This window comes from Thiemannella venezuelensis, from assembly GCF_014203605.1.
Classification (GTDB): domain Bacteria; phylum Actinomycetota; class Actinomycetes; order Streptosporangiales; family Streptosporangiaceae; genus Planomonospora_A; species Planomonospora_A venezuelensis.
On record NZ_JACHJJ010000006.1, the window covers coordinates 186,212 to 203,002 of the forward strand.

The following is a 16,791-nucleotide window of genomic DNA, read 5'->3' on the forward strand; positions in this document are numbered from 1 at the left end:
CCGGACCTTTCCGGCGGAGGTTCCGCGGGGTCTCCCCGGATGCGAGGTCTTCCGGGCGCGGCCGGGGACCGCCCGGCTTGACCTGGAGCCGACTCCAGGTGCGATGCTGCCGGGCATGAGTGTGTACACGCCGGGACAGGTGGCCGAGGAGACCGGGTTCAGCCTCGACACTCTGCGCTACTACGAGCGCATCGGGCTGCTGGAGCCGGTCGGGCGCAACGCCGCGGGCCAGCGCCGCTTCACCCAGGACGACATCGGCTGGCTCGGCATGATCAGGTGCCTGCGGGACACCGGCATGCCGATCGCCGGGATGCTCCGCTTCGCCGAGCTGGTCCGGGCGGGCGAGCACACGGTCCCGGACCGGATCGCGCTCCTGGAGGCCCACGACCGCCGGGTGGAGGCGCAGGTGGCCAACCTGCGGGAGAAGCAGGCGGCGATCCGCAACAAGATCGGCTACTACCGTTCGGTGGCCGCCGGCTGACCACCGGCACCGCCGTGCGGAGCCTGCCCGCCGGTCACCGCGGCACACCGGTCGTCATCGGGCGTCCGCCGTACGGAGGTGTGCGTCTTTGCCCGGGGGCGGGGGTCCCTTTCCCGGCCGGCTGTTAGACCGGATAGCCGGATCTCAGGGAGGGGGGCCATGGCCGCTCCGCGCGCGCGCCGGATCAACGTCCCGCTGCGGCACGTCGCCGCTGGGTGCGGGATGCTGCTGTTCGCGCTGCTCGGCAACGTCACCTACATCCAGGCGTTCGACGCCGGCCGGCTGAAGGAGAACCCGCACAACCAGCGGCCGCTGATCGCCCGCTTCGACCGGCCCCGGGGTGAGATCCTGCTGCGCGACGGCACCGTCGTGGCGACCGTCGCGCCGGCCGGCCGGGAGACGGGCGGCCGGTTCAGGCACCGGCGGGTCTACCCGGAGGGACCGCTCTACGCGCCGGTCACCGGGCACCTGTCGCGCTACGGCGCCACCGGGCTGGAGCGGGCCGAGGACGCGGCGCTCGCGGGAACCGACCCCCGGATCAGGGTCCGCTCGGTCATGAACGGCGCCGCGGCGGGGGCCGCGCTCGAACTCACCGTCGAGGCGCGGGCGCAGCGCGCCGCCTACGAGGGGCTGCGCGCCACCGGCCGGCCCGGGGCCGCCGTCGCGATCGACCCGGCCACCGGCGCGATCCTGGCGATGGCGTCCTTCCCCTCCTACGACCCGAACCTCTACACGACCTTCGACGTCGGCGCCCTCGACCGGGCCGACGCGCGGTTGCAGGCCGACCCCGCCGGACCGCTGCTCAACCGGGCGATCCAGCGGAACTACCCGCCCGGCTCCACCTTCAAGATCATCACCGGGGCCGCCGCACTCGCCTCCGGCGACTACAAGCCCGCCGGAAGCGTCAGCGCGCCCGCCGCCTTCCTCCTCCCGGGCACCTCGATCCACCTGCGCAACGCCCGGGGATCGTCCTGCGGCAACGGCGACCCGCCGCTGGTCTACGCCTTCAAGGCGTCCTGCAACACCCCGTTCGCGAAGATCGGGGTCGAGCTCGGCCAGGACACGCTGCGCGAGCAGGCCGAGGCGTTCGGGTTCAACGACGGCGGCCTGGCCGTGCCGATGCCGGTGGCCGAGAGCGTCTACCCCGAGGGAATGGACGCGGCGCAGACCGCGATGTCGGCGCTCGGCCAGTTCGACGACCGGGCTACACCGCTCATGCTCGCGATGATCTCGGCCGCGGTCGCCAACGACGGCTCGCTCATGCGTCCCCATCTGGTGCGGGAGGTCCGCCTCGGCGACGGCACGGTGATCGACGAGACCGAGCCCGCGGAGTACCGGCGCGCGCTCGACGCCGGCGACGCCGTACGGCTCGCCGCCATGATGGCCGCGGTCACCCGGCCGGGCGGCACCGGAACGGCGGCCGCCATCCGGGGCGTCGCGGTGGCGGCCAAGACCGGCACCGCGGAGACCGCTCCCGGGGAGCGGGACCACGCCGTCTTCACCGGATTCGCCCCGGCGGGTTCGCCCCGGGTGGCCGTGGGGGTCGTCGTGGAGGGCGGCGGGTCCGGCGGCCGGGTCGCGGCCCCCATCGCGAAGGCGATCATGCGGGCCGTCCTGCGCTGACGGCTCCCTTCCCGCGGCGGCCGACCTCCCGCCGGGGCCCGTACGACTGGCCGCTTCCCCACACCGGTGACCCGGCCGCCGTCAGGCCGAGTAGGCGCGGGCCTGGAGATCGTAGAGCTCCGTGTAGAGATCGCGTCGTACCTCCGCATCAGGAAGCCGCGCATGGTGAACGAACGCACCTCCGCGGCGGGCTCGCGGTCGGCCGACAGTTCGGCGATGATCCATTTGTGGCGGTGCGCGGGGATCAGCGCGTACATCGTCGTTTGACGCGCTCTCCGGCCTTGAAGGCCGGGGATTCAGCCCGTGCCGCGTCATGCGGCACCTCTGCGGCTTCCTGTTTCACCGGGTCCTGCCCTCCGCTAGGCGGCGGGTCTCACGGTCCCTCCGCAGGCGTTTAGCCTCTCCGCCCGTCCGGCGGCGAGGATGTTGATCGCGGCGTTGACGTCCCGGTCATGGACCGCGCCGCAGGCGCACTCCCACTCCCGGACGTTGAGCGGCATGGAGGCGGCAAGCGCCCCGCAGACCGAGCACATTTTCGACGAGGGGAACCAGCGGTCGATCCTGATGAGGGTCCGGCCGTACCGGGCGGCCTTGTAGGTGAGCATCGCGACGAACTGCGACCAGCCCGCGTCGTGCACGGACTTGGCGAGCTTTGTGCGGGCCAGGCCCTTCACGGCTAGGTCCTCCACGACCACCGCTTGGTTCTCGCGGATCAACGTGGCGGACAGCTGGTGCGCGAAGTCCCGGCGCGCGTCGGCCACTCGGGCATGAGCCTTGGCGACCTTGACGACGGCTTTCTTGCGGTGGTTCGACCCTTTCGCTGTTCGGGACAGGGCCTGCTGTGCTTTCTTCAGGCGGCGTTCGGCGCGGCGCAGGAACCTCGGGTTGTCGATCTTCCGGCCGTCCGAGAGCACCGCGAAATGCGTCAGACCCAGGTCGATGCCCACCTCCGACGCGGTCTCGGGCAGCGGCTCGTCGCTCGTCTCGACGACGAACGACGCGAAGTACCGCCCGGCCGCGTCCTTGATGACCGTCACGGTTGAGGGGGCCGACGGCAGATCCCGCGACCAGCGCACGTCCATGTCTCCGATCTTCGGCAGGCGCAGCTTCCCGCCCGCCGTGATGGAGAACCGGGCATTGCGGGTGAAGCGGATCGCCTGCCGGTTGTCCCTCTTCGACCGGAACCGGGGTGGGGTGACCTTCGGCCCCTTGCGCTTGCCCGACAGGGAGGCGAAGAAGTTGCGGTAGGCGGTGTTCAGATCGGCCAGGGCCTGCTGGAGCACTACCGCCGACACCTCGGAAAGCCAGGAGCGTTCCGAGGTCTGCTTGGCCTGCGTGATGACCCGCTTGGACAACTCGGTGTCCGAGACGTACGGCAATCCTTGGGCGCGGGCATCCTGACGTGCACGCAGCCCGTCGTTGTACACCGTCCGCGCGCACCCGAACGCCCGCGCCAGCGCGGCGCGCTGACCCGGCTTCGGGTAGAGGCGGAAGTTGTACCGGAGTTGCACGCCCTGATCCCCCCATTGGGTTATGGCCGAGTATGGAGACATCAGAACAGGTAGACACTGCGTTTTCGCCCTGCATGCCCATTTGGTCTTCGTGACCAAGTTTCGGCACCCGGTCTTCGCCGGCACCCATCTGGAGCGCCTGGAGCAGATCACGAGGGACGTATGCGCCGACTTCGAGACGGAACTGACCGAGTTCGACGGCGAGAGCAACCACGTGCACCTGCTGGTGAACTTCCCGCCGAAGATCGCCGTCTCCAAGCTCGTCAACTCCCTCAAGGGCGTCTCCTCCCGCAGGCTGCGCACCGAGTTCCCCGAACTGGCCCGCCACTACTACCGGGCGAACAAGCTGTGGTCGGGCTCCTACTTCGCCGGGTCGGTGGGCGGGGCGCCGCTCAGCGTCCTGCGGCAGTACATCGAGCAGCAGAACCACCCGGCTTAGGGCAGGCGCGGGCCTGACGGCTCTCCCGCGCAGGCCTTCACCCCCGGCCGGAAGGACTCCGTTGCCCAATTCGGCGCGACGCCGTGGAAGCGGCTCGTGTCCTGCATCAGAATGACCTGCTGCTGGAGCTCACCGGGTGATCCACGTAATTGGGCAACGGAGTCCTTCCGGCCGGAGCACTGGCCCGTATCCCGGTAGCGCACGCGCGCCGTGCGCACGGCCGCCCAGGCGTCGGGCAGTACCGGGTGCAGGACACGGCGTGCACGACGAGGGCGGGCAGGCGGCGGGCGATGGTCAGGAAGCCGATGCCGACGAGTTTGTCCGCGCGGGCGTGCCTGTCGGAGAAGGTGAGCTCGCCGAGCTCGGGGGTGGATTCCCCGGGCGCTTCGGGGGCGGCGTCCGCCAGGGGAGGGCTGTCCGCCGTGCGGGAGCCCGGCTGCGGGTGCGGAGCCGGTGGGTGTGGTTCCGGGGGAGTGTCCGCCATGCCAGCAGTGTGAGCGCCGCCACCGACAGTTCGCCATCGGATAACCGGTGGAGCGGCGGCCGCCGTACCGGGGGAGGTGGTGCGCGGCCCGCCGTGCCGGGAGGGCGGCCCCGCCCGGCGTGGCGCAGACGTTATGCGCGCGGCCTTGACGCCGGTCGGGGTGAAGTGGGTTGATTGCCCTACTGACAACGTTGTCACCTTTCTCGGGGGACCGGCGGCGCACATGCCGCACCAATGACCCAGGAGGGACGGGAAGTTATGCGACGACGGTGGATGTCGGCCGTCGCGGTCACCGTGGCGGGCCTGCTCACCCTGACCGCGTGCGGCGACGGCGGAGGGTCCGCGCAGAGCCCGCAGGCCGATGCGGCGAAGAAGGTCGAGGTCTTCTCCTGGTGGACCGGGCCCGGCGAGGCCGACGGTCTGAAGGCCATGAAGGAGATCTTCGAGAAGCAGAACACCGGGCTGACGTTCTTCGACGCGGCCGTGGCCGGCGGCTCCGGGGACAAGGCGAGGGCCCTGCTCGCCACGAAGCTGCAGGCCGACACGCCGCCGGACACCTTCCAGGGGCACGCGGGCGCGGAGCTGCAGGGCTACATCAAGGCCGGTGACCTGGAGTCGGTCAACTTCCTCTACGACGAGCTCAAGCTCAGGGACGTCTTCCCGCAGCAGCTCGTCGACCAGATCAGCGTGGACGGCCAGATCTACTCGGTGCCGGTGAACATCCACCGCTCCAACGTGATGTGGTTCAGCCCCGTCGTGCTGAAGGAGGCGGGCGTCACGGAGGTGCCCGCCACGATCGAGGACTTCGTCGCGGCGCTGGAGAAGGTCAAGCAGAAGGGCAAGGTCCCGCTCTCGATCGGCTCGGAGTGGACGGTCGTGCACCTGCTGGAGAGCGTGCTGCTCGGCTCGCTCGGCACCGAGGCCTACAACCGGCTGTGGACGGCGAACTCCGACTGGTCCGGCCCGGCGATGACCAAGGCCCTGAACGACTTCAAGACGATCATGTCCTACGCGGGCGACCCGCAGGACGACTGGCAGCCCGCGGCCAAGCAGGTGGCCGACGGCGAGGCCGGGTTCACCATCATGGGCGACTGGGCCTACGGCTACTTCCACAACCCGCCCGACGGCGGCCTGGGCAAGACGTCCAAGACCGACTTCGACTGGGCGCCCGCGCCCGGCACCGGCGGCACGTTCATGTGGCTGTCGGACAGCTTCACCCTGCCCAAGGGCGCGCCCAACAGGGACGGGGCCGTGGCCTGGCTGAAGGTGGCCGCGAGCAAGGAGGGCCAGGACGCCTTCAACCCGAAGAAGGGCTCGATCCCGGCCCGCAAGGACGCCGACGCCTCGCTCTACACCGACTACCTGGCCGACGCGCTGAAGGACTGGGGGAGCAACAAGCTCGCCGGCTCCATCCAGCACGGCGTGACGGTCAACGACGCCTGGCGGACGGCGATCAACGAGGCGGTCGGCCTGTTCCAGCAGTCGCAGGACGTGGCGGCGCTGCAGACCGCCCTGGCCGAGGCCGCCAAGAACTCCGGCCAGTGATCTCCGGCCAGTGATCTCCGGGCCGCCGGCCGGCCGTGATCGGCCGGTGGCCGCCGGTACGGCCCGTGTCCCGGCGGGGCGCGGGCCGTACCGGAGGGGTGTGCGCCGTGAGAGCCGCGCGCCGGGCCGTGCGCCAGAAACAGGGTGTACGTCGGAAAGGGCGTCGGAGAAAGGACGTCAGTGACACGGGTACGCAGGTGGCTGCCGGGGTTGTTGCTGGTGGCGCCGTCGATCGCGGCCATCGCCGTCTTCGTGTACGGCATGCTCGGCTGGAACTTCCGGCTGGCGATGACCGACAAGCACGACGAGATCTCCGAGGGGAGCTTCGTCGGACTGGAGAACTTCATCGGGCTCTGGGACCAGCAGCGCTGGCACCTCTCGGTGAACCACGCGATCGTCTTCACGGCGGTGTTCGTGGGCGGGGCGCTGGTGCTGGGCTGGCTGCTGGCGTTCCTGATGGAGAAGGGCATCCGGGGTGAGGGGACCTTCCGGGCGATCTACCTCTTCCCGATGGCGATCTCGTTCGTGGCGACCGGGGTCGTCTGGCGCTGGCTGATGAACTCCGGCACCGGGGAGCGCGCGGTCGGGCTGAACCGGCTCCTGGACGGCCTCGGGCTGGAGTTCCTGCAGTGGCAGTGGTTCCGGGATCCGGACTGGGGGATGGCCGCCATGGCCGTCCCGGCGATCTGGCAGATGTCCGGCTATGTCATGGCACTGTTCCTGGCGGGTTTCCGGGGCGTCCCGGAGGAACTGCGCGAGGCCGCCCGGGTGGACGGCTGCACCGAGTGGGACGTCTACCGGCGCATCGTGCTCCCGATGCTCCGCCCGGTCACCCTGTCGGCGCTGATCATCCTCGGCCACATCTCGCTGAAGGCCTTCGACCTGATCGTCGCGGTCTCCGGCAAGCAGATCATCACCGATGTGCCCGCCGTGTTCATGTGGGTCGCGGTCTTCGACTCCCACGACCCGGCCAAGGGCGCCACCATCGCGGCCTACATCGTGATCGCGGTGAGCGTCTTCGTCATCCCCTACCTGGTCTGGTCGTTGCGCAAGGAGAGGCGGTCATGACGGCGCAGGACGTACGGGCACCGGAGACCCGGGGCGCCGGGGACGGGGGCGAGCGGGCCGTACGGCGGGCGCGGTGGGCCCGCGGCGTCCGGCTGGCGGTGCTCGCCGCCTTCGTGGTGGTCTTCCTGATCCCCGTCTACGTGCTGCTGGTCACCAGCTTCAAGCCGCTGACCGAGGCCGACCCCTCCCGGGCCTGGGCCCTGCCCGAGACGTGGACGTTCGAGCCGTGGCGGGTGGCCTGGGAGAAGCTCGCGCCGGGCATCGCCAACAGCGTGCTGCTGGCCGTGCCCGGCTCGCTGATCTCGGCGGTCCTCGGCTCGATGAACGGCTACGTGCTCTCGAAGTGGCGCTTCCCCGGCGCGGACGTGGTGTTCACGCTGTTCCTGTTCGGGATGTTCATCCCCTACCAGGGGGTCATGATCCCGCTCGTCCAGCTCCTGGTGAACCTCAACGAGCTGACCGGGCTGAACGGGGTCTTCTACGGGGGCATCCCCGGCCTGGTCCTCGCGCACGTGGTCTACGGCATCCCGATCTGCACGCTGATCTTCCGCAACTACTACGTGACCATCCCGGACGAGATCATCGAGGCGGCCCGGGTGGACGGCGCCGGGATGCTGCGGACCTACCGCTCGGTGGTGCTGCCGGTCTCCGGCCCGGCCTTCGCCGTCGTGGTCATCTGGCAGTTCACCGCGCTCTGGAACGACTTCCTGTTCGCCGTCTTCCTCACCGGCCCGCAGAGCTGGCCCACCACGGTCATGCTCAACAACATCGCCGGGGCCCAGACCGTCCCCTACAGCCAGCAGATGGCCGCCGCCCTGCTCGCCTCCATCCCCACCATGGTCGTCTACGTCCTGCTCGGCCGCTTCTTCATGCGCGGCCTCATGGCCGGCGCCCTCAAGGGCTGAACCGGGCGGGGCCCGCCCGCGTCTCATGATCATGCGACTGGCCGTCCTCCTGCTCGTCCTCGCGCTGGCCGCCTGCGGGGCACCCGTGACCACGGCGAGCCCGGTTCCCGCGGGCACCGGGACGCCCATGGCCACGGACGCACCGGTGGCCGCACCGGCGCCGGCCTCCACAGGGCCGGACGCGCCAGAGCCCGTTTCCGTGTGTGTCCCGGCCCCCGCCCGGCAGCTGAACGTCAGGCTGCTCCGGCAGGTCGCCTACGACTACGACCCGCTCAACTCGCCGGAGGAACTGGTGGCGGAGGTCCCGCTGGTCGTCGCGGGCACCGTGGAGGACTTCCTGCCGGGGCGGGTGGCCGAGGAGGGCATTCCCGGTGATCGCACGCACTACGTGCTCATGCCGGTGCGGGTGAGCGACCGTTTCAAGGGACAGGCCGGAGACGTGGTCCACGTCCAGTTCTTCCAGGGAGGGATCTGGAGGAACGAGACCCCGGTCCACTCGGTGGCCGACTTCCGGCGCGCGATACCCGCGGGCACCCGGGTCCTGGTCTTCGTCCATCCGCATTCTCCGCAGGGAGCCGTGATCAAGGATCGGGCCGGGCTCCCCGCCGGGACCCCGGTCTACTCCGCCCATCCGCAGGGCGTGCTCCTCGGCCGGGGGCTGGATGTGATCGGCGGCATGGAGGAGATCGATCCGCGCTCCCGCTGGGCGGACCCCTGCGGTCTGGACGGCATCGCCGCGCGGCTGCGTGCCGCAGGTTTCACCGGCTGAAGCCGGACGGCCGCCGCGCGGCCCGGGCGGGGACCGTCCGGTGAGGTTCTCACGGACGTCCCCGCCCGGGTTGCCGGGAGTCAGCGGAAGACCGCGGCGTTGCGCTCGGCCCACGCGGCGAACGTGCCGGGGGAGCGGCCGAGGACGCGCTCGATGTCCGGGCTGACCCGCTGCTCGTCCCGGGTCGGCTCGCCGAGGATGGCCAGGGTGGTGTCCACGACCGGTCCGGGCATGAACGCCAGCATCTGCGCGCGGGCCTCCTCGCGGCTCTGCTCGGCGAAGGCGACGGGCTCTCCCAGCGCCCGGCCGATGGCGTCGGCGCTCTGCCGCGGGCTCACCGGCTCCGGTCCGGTGAGCTCGTAGATCCGGCCGCCGTGCTCCGGCTTACGCAGCGCCGCGGCCGCGACCTCGGCGATGTCGTCGGGGTCGACGACCGGAAGCCCGACGTCGCCGAACGGCGCGGCGACCGTGCGCCGCGTGCGGACCGACTCGGCCCACGCGAACGTGTTGGAGGCGAACCCACCCGGGCGCAGGATCGTCCACTCCGCCCCCGAGTCCATGACCGCGCGCTCGAATCCTCCGCCGAAGCGGCCGTGGGAGACGCTGCGCGGGCGTGTCGCGACGGCCTGCGAGGAGAGGAAGACGATCCTGCCCGCTCCGCTCGTGCCGGAGATGACCTCCTCCGGGGTGCGTCCGGAGGCGAAGAGGTCTCCGGACACGAGGAGGAAGAGGGCGTCGGCGTCTTCCAGGACAGGGCGCAGGCTCTCGGGACGGGCGAGGTCCGCGGGGACCGCGCGGACGCCCCGGGGCACGTCGGAGCCGCCGATGCGGCGGGACACGGCGGTCACCTGCTCGCCCGCCTCGGCCAGCAGCCGGACCAGCGTCCGGCCGACGTTCCCGGTGGCTCCCGTGACAACGATCATGATGGTCTCCCCAGAAGTTAGTTAGTCGACTGACTGAGAAGGACCGTAGCACAACCGGGGCCATATAGTTAGTCGGGTGACTGACTCGAAGGGCTCCCGGGGGAGGGCCGCGGCCGGAAAGCGGCAGCGGCTGATGGCCGCCGCCGCCCGGGTCGTGCACCGGCAGGGCGCGGACCGCACCACCATCGCCGACATCGCCCGCGCCGCCGACGTGCCCGTGGGCAACGTGTACTACTACTTCAAGACCAAGGACGAGCTCGTCGCGGCCGCGCTCGGCGAGCACGCCCGGCAGCTGGAGCTGCTCACCGGGCGGCTGGACCGCCTCCCCGACCCGAGGGAGCGCCTCAAGGACCTGGTGGAGGCGTGGGTCGGCCAGCGCGACCTCGCGGCCCGCTACGGCTGCCCGACCGGAACACTCGCCGTCGAGCTGGACAAACGCCCCGAAGGGGGCCTGGACGTGGAGGCGGGCAAGGTCATCCGGCTGCTGCTGGACTGGGTCGAACGCCAGTTCCGCGAGCTCGGGCTGCCCGATCCCGACGAGCTCGCGCTGACCCTGGTGGGCGCCTACCAGGGCATGTCGCTGCTGGCCAACGCCCTGCGCGACCCCGGAGTCATGCTGCGCCAGGGCGCCCGCCTGACCGGCTGGCTCGACTCCCTGCCCGGCGGTACCCGGCTCTGACACCGGGGCGCGGGCGGTCCGGCCCCACGGGTCACGGCGGGAGCTCGCCCGAGCCGCGGGGGATGAGCCGGGTCGGGAGCTCGATCCGCCGGGCGGGGCCGTGCTCGCCGGCCAGGCGGCGGAAGAGCAGCTCGGCGGCGGTGCGGCCGAGGCCGGCCGGATCCTGGGCCACCACGGTGACCGCGGGTGAGAGCACGTCGGCCAGCTCGAAGTCGTCGAACCCGACCAGGGCGGGGCGGTGCCGGGTGCCGCGCAGCACGGCCACGGTGATCCGGCCGTTGCCGGTGAGCACCGCCGTGGGCGGCTCGGGCCCGGCGAGCATGCGCTCCAGCGCGGCCCCGGACCCCTCCGCCGGACCCATCGCGACCAGGGCGTCGTCGGGGCCGAGGCCCGCGTCCGCCAGCGCCCGCCGGTAGCCGCGCAGCCGTTCGGCGGCGGTGAAGATGGACGGGTCGTCGCCGAGGAAGGCGATCCGGCGGTGCCCGTGGCGGATCAGGTGGACCGTCCCGGCGTGCGCGCCGCCGGCGTTGTCGCAGAGCACGGTGTCGCAGCGCACGGGGCCGGCCTCCAGCCCGCCGGGCCGGTCGGCGAAGACGGCGGCGACGCCCGCGTCCAGCTCGGGCAGCAGGTAGCCGTGGTCGGATCCGGCGGGGACGATGACCAGCCCGTCCACCCGGCGGGCGCAGAAGGTGAGCACGAGCTCCCGCTCACGCAGGGGATCCTCCCTGGACGAGCCGCTGAGCACCAGCGAGCCGTGCCGGAGCGCCACGTCCTCGACCGCCCGGCTGATCTCCGAGTAGAACGGGTCCGCCACGTCCTCGATCACCAGGCCGATCGTCGCGGTCCGGCCGCCGCGCAGCACCCGGGCGCTCTCGTTGCGCCGGTAGCCGAGCCGCTCGATGGCCGCCAGCACCCGCGCGGCCGTGGCGGGGTTGACCCCCGGCTCGCCGTTGACGACCCGTGAGACGGTCTTGAGCGCCACCTCGGCCGCCGCGGCGACGTCCTTCATCGTGGGGCGTCCCCGCATGCTCCCTGTCACAGGCCGATCATCACCCAGCATCGGCCTGCGGACAACGTTGTCATCGGCGTGGCCGTACGGCGGCCGGCCGCTCCGGGAGCGTTCAACGGGACAGGGCGGTGGCCGCCGCCCCGGTCGCGTGCAGGTCGGCCTCCACCCGGGCCGCCGCCGCGAGCAGGGGCGGCAGCAGGTCGCGCCGGGCGGACTCGGCGGTCGTACGGCTGGCGTGGGAGGAGATGTTCATCGCCGCGGCCACCCGGCCGGAGCGCTCCCGGATCGGGACCGCGAGCGAGCGCAGGCCCTCCTCAAGCTCCTGGTCGACCATGGACCACCCCTGGGAGCGGACCCGCTCCAGCTCGGCGCGGAGCGCGGCGGGCGAGGTGAGGGTCCTGGCGGTGAACGCCTGCAGCTCGGCGCGGTCCAGGTAGGCGTCGAGCCGCTCGGCGGGGAGCCAGGCCAGCAGCACCCGCCCCATCGAGGTGCAGTGGGCCGGGAAGCGGGTGCCGATGCTGATCGTCACCCGCATGATCCGGGTGGTCGCCACCCGGGAGACGTAGACGACGTCCTCGCCGTCGAGCACCGCCACCGATGCCGACTCGTGCACCTCGGCGACGAGCCGTTCCAGGTGCGGCGCGGCGACCTCGGGCAGGGAGAGGCTGGACAGGTAGGCGTAGCCCAGCTCCAGCACCCGGGGGGAGAGGGCGAACAGGCGCCCGTCGGTGCGGACGTAGCCGAGGTCCACCAGCGTCAGCAGGAACCGCCGGGCCGCCGCGCGGGTCAGCCCGGTGGCGCGGGCGACCTCGCTGAGCGTGAGCTCGGGCGCGGCCGCGCTGAACGTCCGGATCACCGCGAGCCCTCTGGCCAGCGACTGCACGTGATCCGAGCCGCGGTCGACCGCTTCGGCCATCTGCTCCTCCTCGTCCGATCGAACCCTAGCGCCGCCCCGGACGGCACGGCGCGGCCCGGTTCCCGGTACGGCTCCGGCCCGCCGTCAGCCCTCCCCGCCCGCCCGGCCGAGCACCCGGTCGACGAAGACCCCGGCAGAACCGAGATGGCCCGCGGGATCGAGGGCGGCGTCCAGCTCCTCCGGCTCCAGCTCCGCACCGGGTGTGGCGAGCAGCGCCTCCCGCAGGGAGAGCCCGTCCGCGACGGCCCGCGCGCAGGCGGCGTCCACCGCCGCGCGGGCCTCGGGGGAGCCGCCGAGCACGGCGACGGCCCGCTCGGCCATCAGCAGCCCCCGGGTCGTGCCGAGATTGGCCCGCATCCGCGCGGCGTCGACGGTCAGACCCTCCAGCACCTCGCCCAGCCACGCCGCGGCGGAGCCGGTCAGGCGGAGCAGCTCGCCCAGCGTCTCCCACTCCGCCTGCCACGGCCCGGCCGCGCGCTCGTGCTCCTGGGCCATCCCGCCGAGCACCGAGGCCACCAGGCCGGGCACCCGCTGGACGCAGGCGAGCACCGACATGGCGCCCACCGGGTTGCGCTTGTGCGGCATCGCGCTGGAGCCGCCCCGCCCGGGGGCCTGCGGCTCGGCCGCCTCGCCGACCTCGGTCTGGGCCAGCAGCTTCACATCGGTCGCGATCTTGCCGAGCACTCCCGAGGCCACGCCGAGGGCGCAGGCCAGCTCCGCGACCGGGGTCCTGTCGGTGTGCCAGGGCAGGAGCGGCTCGGCCAGCTCCAGCTCGGCCGCGAGCAGCGGCAGGACCTCGTGGCCGCGACCGCCCAGGACCGAGAGCGTGCCGGCGGCCCCGCCGTACTGCACGGGCAGGTCCAGCCCGGTCAGCAGCTCCCGGGCGCGGTCCAGCGCGCTCAGCCAGCCGGCCGCCTTCAGCCCGAAGGTGATCGGCACGGCGTGCTGCAGGACGGTCCGCCCGGCCATCAGGGTGCCGCGGTGCTCGGCGGCGAGCCGCGCGCACGCCTCGGCCGAGGCGGCCAGGTCGGCCAGGATCGGGACGAGGGCGCGGCAGGCGACCAGCATCGCGGCCGTGTCGTTGACGTCCTGGCTGGTCGCGCCGTGGTGCACGTACCGCCGCAGGCCGGGTTCGACCCGCTCGCGCAGGGCGGCGACCAGGGGGATCACCGGGTTGCCCGCCGGACCCGCCCGGTGGCCCAGCTCGGCCAGGTCGTAGAGGCCGGGGTCGCAGGCCTTCGCGACCGCCTCGGCCGCCCCGGCCGGGATGAGGCCGAGCTCCGCCTGGGCGGCGGCCAGCGCCGCCTCGGCGTCCAGCATCGCCGCCAGCCACCCGGAGTCCGACACCTCCGCCGCAGCCCCGCCCCGGGAGAACGTCCCCGAGAACAACCCGTCGGCTCGTGACGAGGTCATGACCACCTCCGCTGGATGCGTATCGTTGCGCCGCCCCCGGGACGGCCGGTGCGACCGGCCCCGGCTCCGGACGCGGTTCCGGTCGTCCGGTACGGCCGCGTGCCCGTGGCCGTACCGGACCCGCCGGGGTCTTTCACGAGGGCATTCCCTCCAGGACCACGGCCAGTCCCTGGCCGACACCGATGCAGATGGCGGCCAGGCCGTACCCGCCGCCCCGGCGGTGCAGCGCGTGCGCGAGCGTGCCCAGGACGCGGGCGCCGGAGCAGCCGAGCGGGTGGCCGAGGGCGATGGCCCCGCCGTTCACGTTGACGATCTCCGGGTCGAGGCCGGGCCACTCGGCCAGGCAGGCGAGTGACTGGGCGGCGAACGCCTCGTTGAGCTCGACCGCGCTCAGGTCGGACCAGCCCAGCCCCGCGCGCCTGAGCGCCGTGCGGGCGGCCTCGACCGGGCCGATCCCGAACAGGTGCGGCTCCACGCCGGTCACCGCCCGGGAGACGATCCTGGCCAGCGGGCGCCGCCCGGCCCGGGCGGCGCCCGCCCCGTCGCCGAGGAGCAGGGCGGCCGCGCCGTCGTTGAGCGGGGAGGCGTTGCCCGCCGTGACGGTGCCCCCGGGGCGGAAGACCGGCTTGAGGCGGGCGAGGGACTCCGTGCTCGTGTCGGCCCGGATCGACTCGTCGCGGTCGAGGGCGGCGAGGGCGGGGCCGCCGGGGGCGTCCAGCGGGACCACCTCGGCGGCGAAGGCGCCGGCGTCCCACGCCGCGGCGGCGCGGTGGTGGCTGCGCAGGGCGAAGGCGTCCTGCGCCTCGCGGGTGATCTTGTAGCGGTCGGCGAGGATCTCCGCGCCCTCGCCCAGCGCCACCGTCCACTCGGCGGGCATCCGCGGGTTGACCATGCGCCAGCCGAGGGCCGTGTCGTGCAGGGTCCGGGAGCCCCGGTCGAAGCCGCGCGAGGGCTTGGGCATGACCCACGGCGCGCGGCTCATCGACTCCGCGCCGCCGGCGATCACCAGTGAGGCGTCGCCCACGGCCACCGCGCGGGAGGCGGCGATCGCGGCCTCCATGCCGGAGCCGCAGAGCCGGTTGACGGTCGTGCCGGGGACGGTGACCGGGAGCCCGGCGAGCAGGACGGCCATCCGGGCGACGTCGCGGTTGTCCTCGCCGGCGCCGTTGGCCGCGCCGAAGAACACGTCGTCGACGGCTGCCGGGTCGAGATCGGGGGAGCGCCCGGCCAGGGCCCGCACCACGTGCGCGGCCAGGTCGTCGGGGCGGACCTCGGCCAGCGCCCCGCCGTACCGGCCGATGGGGGTGCGGACCGCGTCGAGGACGAAGACATCGTTCATGATCGGGTTCTCCCGTCCGCCGGGCACCGGCGCCCGGCGATATCCGCTGCCGGGCACCGGTTCCCGGCGGGGTTCACTGTCGTTCTCCGGTGAGGCCGCGCAGGGCGGCGAGCTCCTGCGCGGTGGGGGGTTCGGTCTCGCGCAGCCCGGAGGCGGCGGCGAGTTCCCAGCCGGTGGCGGCGCGGGCCGCCTCCAGGGTGACGCCGGGGTGCAGGTGCGTGAGGACCAGTTCGCAGGTGGCGGGGTCGGGTTCGAGGACGCCGAGGTCGGTGATGACCGTCCGGGGGCCGCTGCCGCGCAGGCCGAGGCGCTCGCGGTCGCCGGGGCCCGAGCCGAAGCCGACCGAGGTGACGAAGTCCACGCGGTCGACGAACGCGCGGGGGCTCTGCCGTACGATCACGGTCACCTCGCGGCAGGAGGCGGCGATCTCGGGCGCCCCGCCCGCGCCGGGCAGCCGGACCCCGGGGTCCTCGTAGGGGCCGATCACGGTCGTGTTGATGTTGCCGAACCGGTCGATCTGGGCCGCGCCGAGGAAGCCGACGTCGATGCGGCCGGGCTGGAGCCAGTAGTTGAAGATCTCCGGGACGCTCACGACGGCGTCGGCGGTCTCGGCCAGCTCGCCGTCGCCGATGGACAGCGGCGGGCGGGAGGGCTTGGCGCCGACGGTCCCGGACTCGTAGATCAGCACGAGGTCCGGGGCGTGGGTGCGGCGGGCCAGGTTGGCCGCGACGCTGGGCAGGCCGATGCCGACGAAGCACGAGCCGCTCCGCAGCCGTCTGGCGGCGGCCACGGTCATCATCTCGTCGGAGGTGTAGGAGCCCGCGGGCGAGACGGTCATCGGCCGGCCTCCGAGGCGGTCGCGGAACGGTCGAGGACGTGGTCGCCCATCCAGGCGAGGAAGGTCTCGCGGTCCCGGGAGATCTCGTCCCAGGCCTGGTAGAAGGCGTTGTCGCGGACGGAGTAGCCCGCGCTGTAGGAGGGGTGGGAGCCGCCGGGCGCCGCCGAGACGCGGGTGATCGCCCAGCCGGGCAGCACGACCGCCCCGGGGCGGGGCTCCAGCTCCTCGACGATCTCCTCCACGGTCACGAGGGAGCGCCGGGCCGCCAGCACGGCCTCCTTCTGCACTCCGGTGATCCCCCAGAGCTGCACGTTGCCGCTCCGGTCGGCGCGCTGGGCGTGCACGATCGCGACGTCGGGGTTGATCGCCGGGACGGCGGTGAGCTCCTCGCCGGTGAACGGGCAGGTGATGGGCCTGATGTTCGCGGTCCGGGAGGGCAGGTCGGTGCCCCGGTAGCCGCGCAGCACGGCGAACGGCAGCCCGGAGGCCCCGGCGACGTAGGCGTTGGCGATGCCGGCGTGGCTGTGCTCCTCGATCTCCAGCGGGGCCGGCCACCGGTTCTGCACCGCGTCGCGGAAGCGGTGCAGCGAGCCGACGCCGGGGTTGCCGCCCCAGGAGAAGACCAGCCGCCGGGCGCAGCCCATCCCGATGAGCTGGTCGTAGACCAGGTCGGGGGTCATCCGGATGAGGGTGAGGTCGCGGCGCCCCTGGCGGATGATCTCGTGGCCGGCCGCGTAGGGAATGAGGTGGGTGAAGCCCTCCATGGCGACGCTGTCGCCGTCGCGGACGAGCTCCGCCACCGCCTCGGCGAGTGGGACCACCGTGGCCATCCTGCCCCCTTCACATTTG

General features: G+C 73.0%; 16 protein-coding genes. 8 read left to right on the top strand and 8 right to left on the bottom strand.

The annotated features are described in order from the left end of the window. Positions 1–115: 115 nt before the first annotated feature. Together FHS22_RS11920 and FHS22_RS11925 are read left to right on the top strand one after the other, a co-directional pair. Positions 116–481, top strand: a complete 366-nt coding sequence (locus FHS22_RS11920) for a MerR family transcriptional regulator (RefSeq protein WP_184941062.1) — start codon at positions 116–118, stop codon at positions 479–481. A 159-nt stretch (positions 482–640) separates the two neighbouring features. Then, entirely contained in the window at positions 641–2,104 is a 1,464-nt protein-coding gene (locus FHS22_RS11925) for a penicillin-binding transpeptidase domain-containing protein (protein WP_184941064.1), read from the top strand. A gap of 359 nt (positions 2,105–2,463) precedes the next feature. On the opposite strand, the gene FHS22_RS11930 is transcribed toward FHS22_RS11925, so the two are convergent. Beyond that, the gene (locus FHS22_RS11930; RefSeq protein WP_184941066.1) at positions 2,464–3,615 is read right to left on the bottom strand and encodes an RNA-guided endonuclease InsQ/TnpB family protein; all 1,152 of its coding nucleotides are present in this window, start codon (positions 3,613–3,615) and stop codon (positions 2,464–2,466) included. 22 nt (positions 3,616–3,637) lie between these two features. Between FHS22_RS11930 and tnpA the strand changes: the two genes are divergently transcribed. From tnpA to FHS22_RS11955, 5 genes are all read left to right on the top strand, one after another. Further along, complete coding sequence (tnpA, locus tag FHS22_RS11935) at positions 3,638–4,054, top strand: IS200/IS605 family transposase (protein ID WP_184941067.1); 417 nt, start codon at positions 3,638–3,640, stop codon at positions 4,052–4,054. Between the two features lie 742 nt (positions 4,055–4,796). Then, the gene (locus tag FHS22_RS11940) at positions 4,797–6,083 is read left to right on the top strand and encodes an ABC transporter substrate-binding protein (protein ID WP_184941069.1); all 1,287 of its coding nucleotides are present in this window, start codon (positions 4,797–4,799) and stop codon (positions 6,081–6,083) included. Between the two features lie 180 nt (positions 6,084–6,263). After that, positions 6,264–7,151, top strand: a complete 888-nt coding sequence (locus FHS22_RS11945) for a carbohydrate ABC transporter permease (protein WP_184941071.1) — start codon at positions 6,264–6,266, stop codon at positions 7,149–7,151. Further along, a complete protein-coding gene (locus FHS22_RS11950) occupies positions 7,148–8,056 on the top strand; it encodes a carbohydrate ABC transporter permease (protein ID WP_184941073.1) in 909 nt (302 codons plus the stop codon). Before FHS22_RS11945 ends, FHS22_RS11950 begins: the two co-directional genes overlap by 4 nt. 31 nt (positions 8,057–8,087) lie before the next feature. After that, entirely contained in the window at positions 8,088–8,825 is a 738-nt protein-coding gene (locus tag FHS22_RS11955) for a hypothetical protein (protein ID WP_184941074.1), read from the top strand. 80 nt (positions 8,826–8,905) lie between these two features. Here the strand turns inward: FHS22_RS11955 and FHS22_RS11960 are convergent, their stop codons facing one another. Continuing rightward, positions 8,906–9,748, bottom strand: a complete 843-nt coding sequence (locus tag FHS22_RS11960) for an NAD(P)H-binding protein (protein WP_184941076.1) — start codon at positions 9,746–9,748, stop codon at positions 8,906–8,908. 76 nt (positions 9,749–9,824) lie between these two features. On the opposite strand from FHS22_RS11960, the gene FHS22_RS11965 reads away from it, so the two are divergent. Further along, the gene (locus FHS22_RS11965; protein ID WP_184941078.1) at positions 9,825–10,427 is read left to right on the top strand and encodes a TetR family transcriptional regulator; all 603 of its coding nucleotides are present in this window, start codon (positions 9,825–9,827) and stop codon (positions 10,425–10,427) included. Positions 10,428–10,458: 31 nt separating this feature from the next. Here the strand turns inward: FHS22_RS11965 and FHS22_RS11970 are convergent, their stop codons facing one another. The 6 genes from FHS22_RS11970 to FHS22_RS11995 all read right to left on the bottom strand — a co-directional run bounded on the left by FHS22_RS11970 (position 10,459) and on the right by FHS22_RS11995 (position 16,772). Further along, the gene (locus FHS22_RS11970) at positions 10,459–11,454 is read right to left on the bottom strand and encodes a LacI family DNA-binding transcriptional regulator (RefSeq protein WP_260407870.1); all 996 of its coding nucleotides are present in this window, start codon (positions 11,452–11,454) and stop codon (positions 10,459–10,461) included. Positions 11,455–11,548: 94 nt separating this feature from the next. After that, positions 11,549–12,352, bottom strand: coding sequence for an IclR family transcriptional regulator domain-containing protein (locus FHS22_RS11975; RefSeq protein ID WP_184941080.1), 804 nt, complete (start codon positions 12,350–12,352; stop codon positions 11,549–11,551). An 84-nt stretch (positions 12,353–12,436) separates the two neighbouring features. Beyond that, positions 12,437–13,765, bottom strand: a complete 1,329-nt coding sequence (gene pcaB / locus FHS22_RS11980) for a 3-carboxy-cis,cis-muconate cycloisomerase (RefSeq protein WP_184941082.1) — start codon at positions 13,763–13,765, stop codon at positions 12,437–12,439. Between the two features lie 133 nt (positions 13,766–13,898). Beyond that, entirely contained in the window at positions 13,899–15,104 is a 1,206-nt protein-coding gene (locus tag FHS22_RS11985; RefSeq protein ID WP_184941083.1) for a thiolase family protein, read from the bottom strand. A 73-nt stretch (positions 15,105–15,177) separates the two neighbouring features. Continuing rightward, complete coding sequence (locus FHS22_RS11990) at positions 15,178–15,942, bottom strand: CoA-transferase subunit beta (protein ID WP_184941085.1); 765 nt, start codon at positions 15,940–15,942, stop codon at positions 15,178–15,180. Beyond that, positions 15,939–16,772, bottom strand: a complete 834-nt coding sequence (locus FHS22_RS11995; protein WP_184941087.1) for a CoA transferase subunit A — start codon at positions 16,770–16,772, stop codon at positions 15,939–15,941. Before FHS22_RS11995 ends, FHS22_RS11990 begins: the two co-directional genes overlap by 4 nt. Positions 16,773–16,791 lie beyond the last annotated feature (19 nt).